A 15,326-nucleotide genomic window follows, 5' to 3' on the forward strand; every position below is an offset into this window, starting at 1 on the left:
TAAAAACTTGATGAAAGGAACGCGAATAATGAATTTGGTCGGTAACTTCATTCAATACCTAAATGCTTATGAAAAAAAGAACTTAGACAGCATTTCCGACATGTTTTCAGATGACATCGCATTACGTGATTGGAAAATTTCCGTACAAGGTAAATCTTTAGCAATTGACGAAACACGTAAAAACTTTGCGAATGCAGATTCAATAGAAATACACGTGCTATCAACCATGGCAAACGATAATATGGTGTCTGGAGAGCTTAAAATTGTGGTTGATAAAGCAGAAACATTATTTGTTGTCGATGTCGTAACATTTGATGAAGACGGTAAAATCACCTCTATTCATGCTTATCTAGGGCGTGAAGATTAAGCTAAGTTGCAGTAAAACCCTATAGGAGCAAGTGCTCATGGAATTGAATCAAGTTACACTACCTGTTATCAATATGGCTGAAGCGGTTGAGTTTTATCTTACCCTTGGGTTTACACAAATAGTAGATACACCGCATTATGCAAGATTTACTTGCCCTGAAGGCACCTCTACGTTTTCGCTTTCTTTAGAAAGCGAAAACGTACAAAATCACAGCGTGATCTACTTTGAGCATGAAGCGTTAGACGAGCTATATAGATCGCTAGTAAAAAAGGGCATTGGGTTTGAACAGCCGCCAACTGAACAACGTTATCTTTGGAAAGAAGCTATTTTAAAAGACCCATCTGGCAATAAAATAAAGCTTTATTGGGCGGGAGAGAACAGAGTAAACCCACCTTGGAAAGTAGAGATTAAGCAGTAACCGTTTAAATAAACATACCGAGATAATCAGTGACAGAACCCCAAATAAGCGTGCACTTTCGCTTAACAAAGTTAGATGCCATGCAGGCCTATACGCTAAAAAGAGAAATTGAAGGCGCTTACTTTATTAAGCGTGAAGGGAATGGTGATAACCAAAAAGCTGATGTTTTTGTCGGCATGGTGCCTTTAAAGGAAGCGCTGTTCGACGAACTCAATGACTATGTTATACGCCAGCAAATTCAGTACGATGACTGTGATATCTTTGTAGAATCCAAACATGCTAATGGGGATATCACCGTACCAAGGGTAGTAAATAAACTGCTGAAGTATATAGACTGTAAGCTTACATACGCCCTAACTAACTAGGTTTTAGTTAAGATAGTGCGAAAAAGATTACAACACCACGCCTTTTCATACACTTTGCTCCAGTGTGAAGCGCCAAGGTAGGCTTGTATCATCCCGTGGGGGATGCACTTCGCTTTTATCGTCTTTTCTATCTTCATTTTTATCTTCTTTTGCGTAATCTATGCCTATGCGAGGTGCGCTGACAATACTTTCGGCGGCATTAAATTCGGCGTTGCTCTCAATCCAGATAGTATTGTTGTTTACCACGGGTTCGCCATTTAGCGCTGGTGTTAACGCTAAAGCTTGCGAAAGCTTCGCTGGGCCAGAACATAAGTTACGCACTGCAACGTTTGACCCTCGTCGTTCCTGCATGATATCTAAGCCAACGGTAGGACTTATTGCTCGGATAAGCACAGAATCAGTATTGCCCACCACGTTGGTGACAATATTGAACATGCTGTGGTAACCGTAAACCGTGTAGATATAGGCTATGCCGCCCCTTTTTTCTAGCGTTGTTACAGATGAGGGCCGGCGCAATAGGTGCTTTTGCATGGCGAGGTCGCGTTGACCGCAATAAGCTTCAGTTTCCGTGATCATTCCTCCGGTAAGTGCACCACCGACCCTACTAAATAGAAAATTGCCTACGAGTGACCTTGCTATATTGACTACATCACTGTCAGTGAAAGAAGAAAGCTGCATTTTGCTAAAGTAGATTTAGGTAAGTTACGACGACTTTTTAATTTCGCTATGAGACTTTAAAACCTTACTGCCGTCGTCTTGTTCAATAAGGTACGCAGGGTCATTGTCGCTCGCTTCACGCTTTACTGATGAACCTTTAATAGTGCGTTCAACGTCGCTAGTAAATTTCTCTCTTATATTGCCTGTGGCACTGCCATTACCCCATTCCCATTCAACTTGTGTATTTACCGCGTAGTGTTTCATCATTATTCCCTGTAGCGATAGTTTTACTATTTACACAGTGTTAAACGGGAAAAAGAGTCGCTTAGTTCATAAAGCAATACAGCAAAAAGAAGAAAGGCAACGCCCAGTAAGGTACAGGTAATTAAGGTACAGGCAACTAAGGTAAAAAGAGCTAAGGCAAAGAGAGCTAAGCAACTAAGCTTGAAACCCTAAGAAAGCGTTTCAAGCTGCTTTTGTTTGGGCACTTGTTTTTGTGTAGCAGAACTTCCGGCGGTAGCTATGACCACTAAAGCTACTGCAAGCCACTGAGTCAGCGTAAGTGTTTCATCAATAATGATAAACGCTGCTACAGCTGCAACAGCAGGCTCTACACTCATCATTATGCTGAAAGTTTGTTTGGGCATATTGCGCATGGCACTCATTTCTAAAGTATAGGGAATAGCGGATGAGAAGATCCCTACGGCGCAGCCTATGAGGACCGCTTCTGATGATAACAAAGCACTCCCTTGACTCACTATACCAATGGGGACCACACAGATGGCAGCTACCAACATACCTAAGGTAACCGTAATGCCGCCAGAGCCTTCATTGCCTGTTTTGTTACCGAATACAATGTAACCGGCCCAAAAAGCTCCCGCGGTTAGCGCTAACATTACGCCGATAGGATCTAGGCTTTCTGCTGACGCGCCGCCAATATCCGGAAGCAATAAACACACGCCAGCAACGGCTAAGATTGCCCACGCAAAATCACGTTTTTTTCTTGCACTAAAAAAGGCCACTGCTAGTGGACCTGTAAACTCAAGTGCAACGCCTATACCTAATGGAATACGTTCAATGGCAAGGTAGAAGATGATATTCATAGCCCCTAAACAGGTGCCATAAATAATAACGTTTCGCCATCCTCTTGCACTCAAGCTTGCTTTCCAAGGTCTGAAAATTACGGTCAACACAAGAGCTGCGAAGAATGCGCGAAGGGCGCTCGTACCTTCAGGCCCCACGATAGGAAAGAGTTGTTTGGCAAATGATGCACCCGATTGAATAGTTATCATGGCCAAAAGCACTGCGAGTATGGCAAGTAAAAAACGTTGATTCACAATGTATTGCTGCTTCAATGACGTAAAACAGAATTATATTTGTTCTGAAAGCGAAATGCGCGTTGATAAGAGTAAGTATTGAAAATAAACGTTCAACAACTAGTGCCTACTGACACTAGTTGATTATGTACTCGTATCAATATTTCAAGTTGTTACAATTTGAAATAGGCCATTAGACTTCGTAACGTTGGGTCGAACTGGTCGGGAACCCGTTCAATAGTCATGTGGTATTCAGCCACGTTCCAGAACGTTCCGCCTAAAAGCAGAGCGATAAGCACTTGGGTCGTCATCGAGAACACAATATAGGGTTTGTCTTTTGTAGGTTCAAAAATTGTGTCTATCTTAACTCGCTCACTGTCCATGCTTATCTTGGCGTAGATTGGGCTCTTTAACCCAGCTGGTAGCATCTCTACTGGCTCAATATGCAAAAACACATCAGTGTCTGGGTACGTAGATAATTTCTCTTGAGCACGCCAAACGTTTGCTCTAGCTTTAAATAACAAGCTGTTAATGGGCATCATTAGCCCCTCAGGCCAAGCTATACTGTGAAGCTCGCAAGGGAAATTTTTAAGCGATTTTGCGTAATCTATCCTATCTTGCTGAGTAAAGTCTCTATCAAGAGCAAGTGGTGAGAGCGATGTTGAACGCGAAGATAAGTCGAGCACGTCTCCAGTTGATAACATAGCCAGTTTAGATTCTTCAAGTTTGTGCTGATGCCAAGCTGACTTTATTTCAGAGGGGCATGCTTGGTGTTGATACTGCGCATATTTATAACCTGTGCCACCTATCACAAAAGAGCCTGCTGCTGGAATGCTAAAATCGGCATCGATGATTTCAGCTAGCTGACAGAATTTCTTCAATCGAGATGACTTTAACTGCTCTACGCGAGCTTTTTTCTCATCATCAGAATAGTGAGAAAAAACGAAGGGGTAAATACTAGCACCACTATACGCAAGAATAGCAGCATCAAGCTTGCCGAACGTCGTTTTAATCTGCTCAGCGTGTCTTATTTGCATTGGATTATCAACGGCGAAAAACACGCTGTAGCCGTTTTTGTCCTCTAGATATATAGAAGAATCTACAGGTATGTTAGTTTCATTAACAATGTCATCGGACGACCCAGAGAATTCCTTTATGATCGTGACACTGTTTTCACCCAACTTCCAAGGTTCATCAAAGGAACATTCTTTTATATTGGTAAACCCTAATTGCTGTAAAGCTAGACTAAGTGCGGGAGTGGGAAACTTGCCGATAAGTATCGGAATACCTTTATCAAAGTGGGAGAGCGTAAAAGGATTAAAGTGGTCACCATGTATGTGGCTGATATATAAATAATCGGGCTTTAAATTAAGGTAGCGTTCTCGCTGCTTGCTATGAATAGGAGGATAATTAAATAGAAGTCCATGATAAATACCGTCTTCATACCATGGGTCAGTAAGAACGGTAGTCCCATCACTGAAAGTAAACAAAAAGCTAGCATTGGTTACGTATTCAATCTTCATCGACAGTCCTAAGGCTTTCGAGCAATAACAATGGCTTCTCTACCCAAATTTAGGTTAGAAAAAGCCCGATATATATCTTGGCGTAAGTTGCTCAACCCTGCATTTTCCATGAACCATTCAAAATTAACCCTTTTAAGATGGCATTCGCGGCCGACGCTGGGTGTTTCGATATAGTTATCGCCCATTGTTAGGAATAGGTCCAGAGGAAAACTTGAAAAACGACTCACTGGCTTGAAACCGCATTTTTCTACAAGTTCTTCAAGTGAGTCGAAGTCAAAGTAATTCAAGTGATGTGGAACTGAAACCCACCATGGCTTGTAGTCTTGCGTTTTTCTTAGGCCTTCTTGAAGTGGATTGAAGTCGTTGGGTACACCCACAACGAGTATTCCACCACTAGCAAGTTTGTCGTACGCTACTTTGATAAGCGAAAAGGGGTCAGGCACATGTTCAAGAATATTCCGCATGTGAACAACCTCAATATTTTTAGGAAGGTCATCTAGGTCCGCATCAAAACTACTATTGACGATAGACAGACCTTTTTCACGGCAATGTTTTGCCGCGATAGTGCTTATTTCTACACCAACAGAATTCCACCCTTCACCTTGAGCAGCTTCCAAAAAAAGCCCTGCACCGCATCCAATATCTACTAATGTATTGTTATCACTAGGCGAAACAAATTGTGCGATTTCACCGAGAACATCTCGATAGCTCATAAGCCACCAATCTCGATCTCGCTCATAATAGTTTAGCCTATCGCGTTCACCGTCGTCATAGTGACTATCTCGATAAAGGTTTTCATTTTCTTGTTTGTCTGGAAGTGGCGTTACATGCTTGAATCTGCACGTTTTGCAATCGATAACATCATAACCATCGCCTGAAATAACGACGTTTCCTGAATGTGCCATGGCATGTCCTAAATTTGTTCTTTATGTTGTAAATCATTTGTCATTTTATCAAAAAATATTATCAAGAAACGTACCACTAAAAGCTAAACTTAGGTTAATGTATATTTAACCCTCTGAGCGGGTGTGATTTAACATTTACTTTTTCGCTTAAGTAAAAACAGCATGCATATTGAGTAGGAAGCAATAATGGAAATACGGCGCCTTGCCAAACCGATAGACATTGGCGGTTTTTCGGTGGAAACGAACAACGAAGTCGAGTTTTCTCAAAACGGAAAGATTCCTGGGCTATGGCAACGCTTCGACAACACCATACCTGTAGATTATTTGGGCGGCGAGCGCGTGTATGGGGTGTACTTTAACTATGAGAGTGATCATGCTGGCAACTTTACAGTGCTTGCAGGCTATGATGGTAAGAAAGTGCCAGAAAATGCAGAAGTCGAAAACATCACGATTCCACAAGGAAAGTATCTCGTTTTTACTAAACAAGGGGAAATGCCGCAAATCGCTATTGATGCATGGACCGATGTTTGGAAATACTTTACCGAAGAAAACGCAGAGTATGAAAGGACATTCACGGTGGATTTTGAGCACTATGTAAACGGCAATCACATTGATGTATACATAGCGATAAATTAGCGACTAAGTGCTTTCGTTCAACTAGCCGGAGAGAGGACATGGACGGTCGGTTCGCCATTTACTTCACGGTAAATAAAGTCGGTGAGCTTTGTTTTACGGTTCTTCGCACTCTCAAAAAATACCGCTACTCTGTGGCTTCTTATCTCATGCATAATCGCATCATAACGCAGTGCTAGCGGGAAAAAGTCGTGTTGAAGTGTTTCTATACCTAATGAAAATTGTGCTTCTACCCGTTTATAGTTTCCAACATGCTCATTAAATGCTTCAGTAAGTACAAGGGAGTGCAATGAGGGCGATAGGAATGCATATTGCGACTTGGCATTGCTGGGTTTAAGCTGAATATGGTGTCTGAAATACTGGTTTAATTGTGACTTCTCGCGATTTGTTAAATCGGCGAGACTCGAAGCATGCTCGATGAAGTCTAGTTCCGGCGCTGCGATTATAAGCTCTTCTAGAGGGAAGCTTAGAGATAACGACGCTTTCGGACCTATATTCTTAAATACCAACTCACTGCCAGGTAAAGAATGGGCGCTGACGGAACATGCTAGGGCGGTAAAACAGCATAAGAAAGCGCGCAGAAATAAGTGATAGGCTTTCAAGAAATATTGAATTGTCACTGGTCTTGCCCACCATAATCGGTTTGTCTGTCACGCCAAACTGAGTGAGGGTGGTTACCTGGTTTATTTGTAGACTTATTAGACTGCATTGAGAATTCTATCCATAGGGCAGGGCCGTGAACGCGCACATAATCATCCTCAGAATTCAGCGCCGTCGTACCAGAAAAGCCAATAACCATACTATCAAAGTCATTCGAGTATTTCTCCATGTACTCTTTAGCCTCGGTTTCATGGATATCTCCGACATAGGTATAAATGGCTTCTTTTAATAAGGTGACTTGTGCCTGAGATAAAGCGGATACCGCTAACCCCTCTTGAATATCAGGAATAGCGTCATCAGCCTGCGGGCCAGCGATAATATCTCTGTAAGTCCCTTTTAACGTAGCTTTTTCTTGCTGATCGTTAGTGAGTGAAGTCAGCAATTTTGCAAACGCATCGCGTTCTTGTAAAAGCGGTTTATTTTCACGTCCGTTCATTTCAAATGAGGGAAAGGGTTCAATTCCTCGGAAAGACGGCGTTGCGCTTATAAGCTTTCCGTTATCATAAGTATTTGAAAAGGCGAAATGGTGACCACCATAATATAACTCCCACAGCCCATCTTTAGTCGGCTCACCTAAAAAAGCGAGCTTACCGTTGTAGGATGAATACGCCGCCTTATAGTCAGTGCTAATAGTGCCGATGTAGTCATCGGCATTAAGGGTTTGCACCATCTCATCAAAACCTTCATCCATGGTTTCGCTAGCGGCCTCTTTCAAAATCGCTTTAACAATACCCCTTTGTTCGATGGAGAGTTCACCAAGAAATATCCCGGGGCGCTCGGGAAAAGCTCCGGCTGGTAGATTACTCCAGCTTTTCGCTTGTTCCACGGAATATTCAGTTTGTACGTGGGATAACGCGTCTTCAGATAATGTTGATTTTAGTAGCGAGGTAAGACATATCAGCGATGTAATATGGTCATTATTCTCACACTCTTTTGTTGAAGTGGGAACACTAATATCGCCCATAAGCGTACTTGTATCGCCCATTCGAGCTTTTATGGCCAAGGTCTCAGGTGTGTCAGGACGAGGAGGCGGTGGACCGTCAGGGTGTGGGCCTTTTGGATGGTCCTGAGAAAATGCATTAGGCGACAAAGCAATGACGATAGCAAGTATAGCGCTAGTGAGTTTACATCGATTAGTAGTATTCATGTGCAAATTTTCCCTGCTTCGATATTGCGGCTTAAATATTTAAATCGTTTATTGAAGATATTTAGCCTACTTACTATTCCATCGACAACAATATGGATCAACGCCGACCACTTCGTGACTCTAACGTTGTGTTTAACCCTGCAGTTTGAAGTTCTTGGCTATAAATCATGATAAGGAGTGTCATTGAGTTTTAGCGTCGCTATTTTCATCATTATTTGTGCGCTTTCTGCACATTCTCTGCACAAACTTTCAGTATCTTAGAGTGACAAACTAATAAAATTTACAGTTGCTGAGGTAGTCAGTTATGCAAAAGCCTATTTTCCTGGCGCGTCCATTAATCACGATGGCATTGGTTGGGGCGCTCGCCGCTTGCGGGGGCACCGACGACGATAGTTTGTTTGTCGATGCCGATTCATCTACAGACAGCGGGGCAGATTCAGGCAATACGGGTAATACAGGTACCGATAGTACTGCTGACGCGTGCGATAATCCGGCAACAACTTTACCCGCCATTTTCCTAGAATTTAACGCGTCACCAAATGTGACTGCTGTACTTTCCTCAGACGGTTGTACTGTAACAGTTGAAGCAAATGGTAAGCCTAACCACACTTCTTCCTACTGGGACTCAGGGAATGAAAGCGGCCTTTATGTAGAGCCTGAAGACGCAGATTTATTTGACCAACAGCGCTCACCTGGTGATATTGAGGACTATATAAATTTGTTTCAACTTACGGTACCCGTAAACCCTGAGTTAGCGGATTCCTCTTCTGCTACCCCATTAGGTGCAATAGGTATTGCGACCAGTGGTGCGCCTATTTTTAATGACTCTGAAGGTAACGGTGATGTTTCGCTAGGTGTAATTCAAGGTTTTGATAGAAACGGGGCACATACAGGCCCACAAACCTATCATTATCACCTTGAACCTAAAGCCATTACTTATGACGACGACAGCTTGGTAGGTATTATGTCCGACGGCTTCTTTATTTATGGTAGACGTTGTTATTCAAGCGCCGACTATCCCACCGATCTCGATGCATCAAATGGCCATGAGGGTATCACTCAATTTACCGACCCGGCAAATGAGGACGGCGAGTATCATTACCATGTCTCAGCAGAGCAATACCTAAACGGCGATTATTACCTTATTTTTCCAGGCGATTTTCAGGGTACGCCAAACGGAGTGAATTAAGCAGCGCTTTTTATGAAGTATTTAATCGCTTTAATCATAGGGGGGGTTGTATTAAGCGCGGTCGTGTCTTTAAAGGCCTTTTTTCATGGGAACGAATTGCAGCCTGTATCCAATAGCGACATTACGATAAGTCGAGAAGGTCTTCGTACATTCCAAGGAAAGCCTTTTACTGGAGAAGTTGTCACACGATACCCCGACGGTGCTATTGGAGCTCGTGAGCAGTTTAAAAACGGTCGACGCCACGGTGAAACCAAGAAATGGTTTAGCAATGGTGTACTTGCGTTTCGCGCTACATTTAACGATGCAAAGCGGGAAGGGGAAGCAATAAGCTGGTGGGCCAACGGCATTTTACGTTCCAAGCGATATTTTGAAAACGGAAAGGTTGAAGGTGTTGCTATGGAATGGTATCGCAGTGGCGAAAAGTTCAAGCGTTTTAACTTCAAGAGAGGGCAGCCAAACGGGCTACAGCAAGCGTGGCGTCAAAACGGCAAGCTCTTTAGTAATTTTGAATACAAAAATGGTCGAATATTCGGCTTAAGAAAAGCAAATAACTGTGTTGGATTAGAAGATGAAGAAATTTCTATTGATTACTATCGCCTGCAATCTGCTGGTCTGTAGCGGTTTTTCCCAAGCTGAAAAGCCCGACGTATTGACCGAAAAGAACAACAGCGCCAATGTTGAAGAGTTGCCATACTACCAAGATGCCTCATTTTCGCCTTATTGGTTATCAGAGGGTGAAGTAGACTTAACCTCTTTTCACAGTATTCCAGCCTTTAGCTTTACCGACCAAAGCGGTAACACAATTAGTGACAAGGATCTCGACAACAAAATTTACGTCGCGGGTTTTTTCTTCAGCACGTGCCCAGGTATTTGCCCCACAGTGCGTTCGAAACTTATACGAGTACAAGAAACGTTTAAAGGAAATGATAACGTAAGAATAGTTCAGCATTCGATAAGACCTTCAACAGATACTATCGAAGTGCTGCAAGCCTATGCCAATAAAAACAAAATAAATAACGAGCAGTGGTATTTGCTAACCGGCGACAAAGACGAAATTTATACTATTGCAAAACAAGCTTACTTCGCCAGTGAAGACCTAGGAAACGTACAAAAGAACAAAGACTTTTTGCATACAGAAAGCCTGTTACTTATCGATAAAAACAAACACATTCGAGGAATATACAATGGTTTGAATGCCGCCTCCGTTCAGTACCTGATAAAAGACATCAAGACACTGCAGAAAGAGAAGTCGTAAAGGATTAGTCAGAAATTATCATGTCGGCACTGAAGATAGAGGTATGATGAGTTTTATAATATTCCTAATTCTGCTGCTTACTCATGTAAAGCAAAGCTCAAATAAAAAACCGGCGAAAAACGCCGGTTTTAGAGTTTACGTACTTAATCGTAAATTACATTTTGTACGCTACGGTTACATAGCCAAAGCGCCCGATGTTGTCATATGCAGCATCCGTTGAGCCAGTACCTGTTGTACCTGTAGGTAGTGCGCGGTTAAACAGGTTATCAATGCCCACAGTTAGACTTACACCATTTTTAAAGTTGTAACCCGCAGTTACATCAGTTACTGCGTATGAAGGCAGTTCCATACGGTTACTTGGGTTAGGGTTTAGCGCTAGCTCTTGGTTGTCGTAAATGCTTGCGCGCTCAATGTAGCGCGTTTTCCAGCTTGCTTCCCAATCGCCACGGCTGTAGTTAACCGTGAATACACCTTGCCAATCAGACTCACCCGCAGTGCCGGCGTTTTGATAAAATAGCTCTGGGTTGTCCTGGAATGGGAATTCTTTACGATCTTTTAGGTAAGTCGCAATTAGGCTTGTACGGAAAGCACCTTCTAGTGCATCAAAATCGTAACCTAACTCGAAATCTACACCTTTTGCTTCTTGACCAGCAATGTTCAGCGCATAGCTGCGAATTTCAGTAATTTCGCCTGTTTCAGAGTCACGGTCGATAAGGCCACAGTATGGGTTATCGATCCCTGTTTCTGAGTCTACACAACGGTCTAGTATAGTTTGACCATCAATGTTGGTTATCGCGTCAGTAAGTTCAATTTCCCAGTAATCGACTGTCGCAGTAAAGCCTTCAAACCAAGCTGGTGTGTAGACTAAACCTAAAGTTTTAGAGATAGACTGTTCTGCTTGAAGGTCGATGTTACCACCGTTTACGCCTTCCAAAGTAGCCGCGTCGTAGTCAGAGTTGAAGTCTGCCGGAACGCCAAGTGCTGCGCAGTTAGCGATACGCTGGTCGGCATTAGCTAGGTTTTCCAGGTTATTTGTACGGCATGGGTCGTCAACGTTGAAGAAAGTCTGGCTGGCTTCACCGTAAAGTTCGCTAATATTCGGTGCGCGAAGGGCAGATGACTTAGTTGCTCTAACACGCAAGTCTTCGAAAACTTGCCAATCTAAACCAAGCTTCCAGCTTTTCGCGTTACCAATAGATGAATAGTTAGCAATACGCGCGGCTGTGTCGAACGTAAGCATGTCTACACCTGGCAGGCCTTCAAGAAGCGGGATAGTTACTTCGGTAAATACCTCAGAAACGTCGTATTCACCCTTGTCTTCTCCTAGCGCATTGAAGAAGGTTCCTGCAGCGTTTTCAGGCTCATCAATTTCACTTTTCTCTTTGCGGTATTCAACACCTGCGGCGAAACCTATATAGCCCGCTGGCAGCTCGTAGATACCCGAGTTAGCGATAGTTGCACCAGCATTATACTGCTCAATTTTGCTAGTACCTATAGATGTGGTATTCACATAGTCGATAGCTTCTTGTGTGGCTTGACCATAACCCATGATGTTAAGTGGCACACAGCCATCTTCACTACCTGATGCACAAACGATCTCGCCGGTATTGTCGTCTGTGACAGCATCTATTGCGTTGTAGAAGTTTTGCAAAATCAGGTTATTGCGGTTTTCACGCTCAAGCTCTGTTTTACCGTAGTTTACAAACGCTTCGTAGTTCCATTCATCATTGATATAGCCTTCTACACCTAACACGTAACGATAGGTTTCACGCTCGTCAGCTTCCGTACGAACACCTAAATCGGTCATCATGCGGTTTAGCACGATACTATCAAGATCGTTTTCGTCCATGTACTGAGCAACACTGTCATCTAGGAATGCATTGTTGCGCGTTATAGTTGTTTCGTCGCTGTAGAAAAAGAACGCTGGTTGCGCCATAGAAATAGCACGTGTGCGTGCGTACTTAGCTTGCGCATAAACTGTAGTGTCGTCATTAAGCTCGTAGTTACCTTTAACGTTTAGGTTAGTACGGTCAAATTCTGGCTGTAGCTGTGTGAACTGGCGAAGGTTGAAAGAGTCACAGTTTGCGCAGAAAACGCCATCTACTTGGTCGCCAATGTAAATGTCTTTAATTGAACCGTCTGCATTGAAGGTTTTTGTGCCATCGCCGAATACACCCGCATTGTTTATTACGTAGTAACCTGCGTTAGCGGTGTAAATATCATCCGGGTATGCCGTTGAATCTAGCTGATCTTCACTGCGCTCGTAACCCATGATGCTTTCAAAGCTCATGTTGCGATAGGGTGTAGCAGTCCAAGGGTTGTCCAAGGCATCTAGCGACTCTTGAGAGCTGTATTCAGCTGCAAAAGCGATGTTGCCGCGGTCGTTGTCAAAGTTAAAACCATAAGACGCTTGGTACTTATCGTTTTTATAGCCATTTTCCTGCGCAAAGCCTTGCGTTGCGCTAATATCAAACCCTTCAATATTCTTTTTAAGAATGAAGTTAACCACACCGGTCACAGCGTCAGCACCGTATACGGCAGATGCACCGCCTGTTACGATTTCTACGCGCTCAATCCATGAAGTAGGGATGGTATTAGTATCAACCGCAGCGGTTCCCGCTGATGAAGATACATGGCGCTTGCCGTCAACCAAAACAAGCGTGCGGTCGGTGCCCATACCGCGAAGGTCTAGAATGTTTAAACCCGCAGTACCGATGAATTGACTTGAGTTACCTAGCGAGAACGTATTCGCTAATGAAGGCAGCTCGTTAAGCACTTCACCAATGTTCATCGCGCCAGAGTTAAGTAGCGACTCGCCAGAAATAGCGGTAACTGGAGAAGGCGCAATTGCGCCCTGACGAGAAATACGTGAACCCGTAACTTGAATTTTTTCAACATCCGCGCTTTCAGTAGTTGAGTCCTGCGCTATTACGTTGCCAGATGTCAGAGCGACACTTCCCGCTAGAGCTAACCTTACTGCAGTTGCTATATTTTTCATGGTGTGTTCCTAATGAATTAGATTTTTAATGCTTGTTGTTGAATAAGGCCCAAAATTTAGGCAAGCCTTATTTAGCCAATTTGTTTTGAATTTATACTTATGTTTAAGAGGGCGCGCATTTTAATTATTCGAAATAAGGTAAATCAATTTTTTGCGATGAATAAAAGCGGGTACTTTGGCTTTGTAACAATTTATTAAACTAGGAATAAATAGTAGATTTTAATTATATATTGTAGAAAGTATTAATATTAGACGGGTTTAGGTTGTTTGTTGAGCGCATTGTCTGTTTTCCATGGTATAGCCCTTTATTTGTGCTAACTTTGATCACCCATTCTGCGTTAAGTCAACAAAAAAACTACCCATATGATGAAGTTTAATGTTATCTCTAGTTTAAATCGCACCAGCGTTTGATTGGTTTCGTAATTTAACCTAATTATTCGTTACTTTAACGCTAATTTTTGAATTGTTAATAAAAGTGTTAATCAAGATTTAAATTTATCGCAATGGCTGAGTGGTTTTTGGACGATTAACGACTTGCAGATTTCTTTACACTGGATAATGATTGCTTGCTATACGAGTAATTTTATTTTAATCCGAACGCTTGCAACCATTTAATTATGTCACGAGGATAACGCATGGGTTGTTATTTCGCTGACAATTAGATGAGGTAAGATAAGGCAGGGTTTTATCTATACCCCGAGAAAACTCCCCTAAAAAGCATTAAAGTAACGCTAATTAGGGGAAACGGGAAGAATGCTATGCACTGATCTTTTGCGTTAATTCTTGTCTTACTATCGCAGCACCAGCGCTAAGTGCTTCAAGTTTCCCTCGTGCAACATCTCGTGAAAGGGGGGCCATACCACAATTGGTACAAGGGTAGAGCTTATCTGCGTCTACGTACTTCAAAGCTTCGCGCAAAGTAGCGGCCACTTCTTCTGGGGTTTCTATGGTATCGGTGGCAACATCAATGGCACCAACCATCACTTTCTTTCCTTTTAGCAAGGATATGAGTTCGATAGGAACATGGGAGTTGTGGCATTCCAATGACACCATATCGATGTTCGATTTCGCTAGCTTTGGGAAGCTTTCTTCATATTGACGCCATTCTGAGCCTAGCGTTTTCTTCCAGTCGGTATTCGCTTTAATACCGTAACCGTAGCAAATGTGTACCGCAGTTTCACATTTTAGCCCTTCAATAGCGCGCTCTAGCGCAGCAATTCCCCATTCGTTCACTTCATCAAAGAATACGTTAAATGAAGGTTCGTCGAACTGAATAATATCTACGCCAGCGGCCTCGAGCTCTTTCGCTTCTTGGTTTAGAATTTTTGCAAATTCCCACGCGAGCTTTTCGCGGCTTTTATAGTGGTCGTCGTATAAGGTATCGACCATTGTCATTGGACCAGGTAACGCCCATTTTATAGGCTGATCAGTTTGGCTTCGTAAAAATTTAGCATCTTCAACGAACACCGATTTGGGTCGTCTAACTGCTTGTGTTACGACAGGTACGCTGGCGTCGTAACGATTGCGAATACGCACAGTTTTACGGTTTTCAAAATCAACGCCGTCAAGATGTTCAATAAACGTGGTTACAAAATGCTGACGGGTTTGCTCACCGTCACACACAATATCAATGCCTGATATAGTTTGTTCCTGAAGCGAAATGCGCAGTGCGTCTTTTTTGCCTTCTCCTAATGTTTCGCCTTCTAGCTTCCACGGCGACCACAGGGTTTCAGGCTCAGCAAGCCACGATGGTTTTGGGAGGCTGCCGGCAATAGAGGTGGGGAGTAGTTTTTTCATGTGATTCGTATTCTTTAAGTCAGTAATTATTGTGAATGCCTGTGGGGCAGGCCGTAGCGCCCCAGCAAAATTTAAAGACTCACCTTAGTGAGCCCT

16 protein-coding genes are annotated in these 15,326 nt (G+C 43.0%); 7 read left to right on the top strand and 9 right to left on the bottom strand.

Going from position 1 to position 15,326, the window contains the following annotated elements; genetic code table 11:
* The first annotated feature begins 28 nt into the window (after positions 1 to 28).
* From D1814_RS15810 to D1814_RS15820, 3 genes are read left to right on the top strand one after another with little or no spacing between them, the layout of a single operon-like run.
* Entirely contained in the window at positions 29 to 367 is a 339-nt protein-coding gene (locus D1814_RS15810; protein ID WP_118494139.1) for a nuclear transport factor 2 family protein, read from the top strand.
* A gap of 37 nt (positions 368 to 404) precedes the next feature.
* Positions 405 to 785, top strand: coding sequence for a VOC family protein (locus D1814_RS15815; RefSeq protein ID WP_118494142.1), 381 nt, complete (start codon positions 405 to 407; stop codon positions 783 to 785).
* A gap of 29 nt (positions 786 to 814) precedes the next feature.
* Positions 815 to 1,150: a hypothetical protein gene (locus D1814_RS15820; protein ID WP_118494145.1), complete on the top strand. Its 336-nt coding sequence runs from the start codon at positions 815 to 817 to the stop codon at positions 1,148 to 1,150.
* A gap of 45 nt (positions 1,151 to 1,195) precedes the next feature.
* Here D1814_RS15820 and D1814_RS15825 read toward each other — a convergent pair whose 3' ends face one another.
* The 5 genes from D1814_RS15825 to D1814_RS15845 all read right to left on the bottom strand — a co-directional run bounded on the left by D1814_RS15825 (position 1,196) and on the right by D1814_RS15845 (position 5,551).
* Positions 1,196 to 1,828 (bottom strand): DNA-3-methyladenine glycosylase, encoded by a 633-nt coding sequence (locus tag D1814_RS15825; protein WP_118494148.1) that lies wholly within the window; start codon positions 1,826 to 1,828, stop codon positions 1,196 to 1,198.
* A 24-nt stretch (positions 1,829 to 1,852) separates the two neighbouring features.
* The gene (locus D1814_RS15830) at positions 1,853 to 2,074 is read right to left on the bottom strand and encodes a DUF2945 domain-containing protein (RefSeq protein WP_232368903.1); all 222 of its coding nucleotides are present in this window, start codon (positions 2,072 to 2,074) and stop codon (positions 1,853 to 1,855) included.
* Positions 2,075 to 2,259: 185 nt separating this feature from the next.
* Positions 2,260 to 3,144: an EamA family transporter gene (locus D1814_RS15835; protein WP_118494154.1), complete on the bottom strand. Its 885-nt coding sequence runs from the start codon at positions 3,142 to 3,144 to the stop codon at positions 2,260 to 2,262.
* A 152-nt stretch (positions 3,145 to 3,296) separates the two neighbouring features.
* A complete protein-coding gene (locus tag D1814_RS15840) occupies positions 3,297 to 4,646 on the bottom strand; it encodes an MBL fold metallo-hydrolase (protein ID WP_118494157.1) in 1,350 nt (449 codons plus the stop codon).
* Between the two features lie 8 nt (positions 4,647 to 4,654).
* Positions 4,655 to 5,551: a class I SAM-dependent methyltransferase gene (locus D1814_RS15845; RefSeq protein WP_118494160.1), complete on the bottom strand. Its 897-nt coding sequence runs from the start codon at positions 5,549 to 5,551 to the stop codon at positions 4,655 to 4,657.
* Between the two features lie 186 nt (positions 5,552 to 5,737).
* Between D1814_RS15845 and D1814_RS15850 the strand changes: the two genes are divergently transcribed.
* Complete coding sequence (locus D1814_RS15850) at positions 5,738 to 6,187, top strand: GyrI-like domain-containing protein (RefSeq protein WP_118494163.1); 450 nt, start codon at positions 5,738 to 5,740, stop codon at positions 6,185 to 6,187.
* Between the two features lie 17 nt (positions 6,188 to 6,204).
* Here the strand turns inward: D1814_RS15850 and D1814_RS15855 are convergent, their stop codons facing one another.
* The gene (locus tag D1814_RS15855; RefSeq protein ID WP_118494166.1) at positions 6,205 to 6,804 is read right to left on the bottom strand and encodes a hypothetical protein; all 600 of its coding nucleotides are present in this window, start codon (positions 6,802 to 6,804) and stop codon (positions 6,205 to 6,207) included.
* A complete protein-coding gene (locus D1814_RS15860) occupies positions 6,801 to 7,991 on the bottom strand; it encodes a DUF3500 domain-containing protein (protein ID WP_232368904.1) in 1,191 nt (396 codons plus the stop codon). Before D1814_RS15860 ends, D1814_RS15855 begins: the two co-directional genes overlap by 4 nt.
* A 304-nt stretch (positions 7,992 to 8,295) precedes the next feature.
* On the opposite strand from D1814_RS15860, the gene D1814_RS15865 reads away from it, so the two are divergent.
* From D1814_RS15865 to D1814_RS15875, 3 genes are read left to right on the top strand one after another with little or no spacing between them, the layout of a single operon-like run.
* A complete protein-coding gene (locus tag D1814_RS15865) occupies positions 8,296 to 9,180 on the top strand; it encodes a YHYH protein (RefSeq protein WP_232368905.1) in 885 nt (294 codons plus the stop codon).
* A gap of 12 nt (positions 9,181 to 9,192) precedes the next feature.
* Positions 9,193 to 9,798 carry a toxin-antitoxin system YwqK family antitoxin gene (locus D1814_RS15870; RefSeq protein WP_118494169.1) on the top strand — a complete coding sequence of 202 codons (606 nt, stop codon included), beginning with the start codon at positions 9,193 to 9,195 and terminating at the stop codon, positions 9,796 to 9,798.
* Positions 9,749 to 10,435 (top strand): SCO family protein, encoded by a 687-nt coding sequence (locus tag D1814_RS15875; RefSeq protein WP_118494173.1) that lies wholly within the window; start codon positions 9,749 to 9,751, stop codon positions 10,433 to 10,435. Before D1814_RS15870 ends, D1814_RS15875 begins: the two co-directional genes overlap by 50 nt.
* A 154-nt stretch (positions 10,436 to 10,589) precedes the next feature.
* Here D1814_RS15875 and D1814_RS15880 read toward each other — a convergent pair whose 3' ends face one another.
* Together D1814_RS15880 and D1814_RS15885 are read right to left on the bottom strand one after the other, a co-directional pair.
* Positions 10,590 to 13,433, bottom strand: a complete 2,844-nt coding sequence (locus tag D1814_RS15880; RefSeq protein ID WP_118494176.1) for a TonB-dependent receptor domain-containing protein — start codon at positions 13,431 to 13,433, stop codon at positions 10,590 to 10,592.
* A gap of 756 nt (positions 13,434 to 14,189) precedes the next feature.
* The gene (locus tag D1814_RS15885) at positions 14,190 to 15,230 is read right to left on the bottom strand and encodes a methionine synthase (RefSeq protein ID WP_118494179.1); all 1,041 of its coding nucleotides are present in this window, start codon (positions 15,228 to 15,230) and stop codon (positions 14,190 to 14,192) included.
* Between the last annotated feature and the right edge of the window lie 96 nt (positions 15,231 to 15,326).

The organism is Alteromonas sp. BL110 (assembly GCF_003443615.1).
Classification (GTDB): domain Bacteria; phylum Pseudomonadota; class Gammaproteobacteria; order Enterobacterales; family Alteromonadaceae; genus Alteromonas.

Bases quoted from the DNA above. Each gene is read 5' to 3' on its own strand.
- D1814_RS15870 (WP_118494169.1), top strand. From the start codon at position 9,193: ATGAAGTATTTAATCGCTTTAATCATAGGGGGGGTTGTATTAAGCGCG.
- D1814_RS15845 (WP_118494160.1), bottom strand. From the start codon at position 5,551: ATGGCACATTCAGGAAACGTCGTTATTTCAGGCGATGGTTATGATGTT.
- D1814_RS15830 (WP_232368903.1), bottom strand. From the start codon at position 2,074: ATGATGAAACACTACGCGGTAAATACACAAGTTGAATGGGAATGGGGT.
- D1814_RS15865 (WP_232368905.1), top strand. From the start codon at position 8,296: ATGCAAAAGCCTATTTTCCTGGCGCGTCCATTAATCACGATGGCATTG.
- D1814_RS15875 (WP_118494173.1), top strand. From the start codon at position 9,749: ATGAAGAAATTTCTATTGATTACTATCGCCTGCAATCTGCTGGTCTGT.
- D1814_RS15810 (WP_118494139.1), top strand. From the start codon at position 29: ATGAATTTGGTCGGTAACTTCATTCAATACCTAAATGCTTATGAAAAA.
- D1814_RS15840 (WP_118494157.1), bottom strand. From the start codon at position 4,646: ATGAAGATTGAATACGTAACCAATGCTAGCTTTTTGTTTACTTTCAGT.
- D1814_RS15885 (WP_118494179.1), bottom strand. From the start codon at position 15,230: ATGAAAAAACTACTCCCCACCTCTATTGCCGGCAGCCTCCCAAAACCA.
- D1814_RS15815 (WP_118494142.1), top strand. From the start codon at position 405: ATGGAATTGAATCAAGTTACACTACCTGTTATCAATATGGCTGAAGCG.
- D1814_RS15860 (WP_232368904.1), bottom strand. From the start codon at position 7,991: ATGAATACTACTAATCGATGTAAACTCACTAGCGCTATACTTGCTATC.
- D1814_RS15825 (WP_118494148.1), bottom strand. From the start codon at position 1,828: ATGCAGCTTTCTTCTTTCACTGACAGTGATGTAGTCAATATAGCAAGG.
- D1814_RS15850 (WP_118494163.1), top strand. From the start codon at position 5,738: ATGGAAATACGGCGCCTTGCCAAACCGATAGACATTGGCGGTTTTTCG.
- D1814_RS15880 (WP_118494176.1), bottom strand. From the start codon at position 13,433: ATGAAAAATATAGCAACTGCAGTAAGGTTAGCTCTAGCGGGAAGTGTC.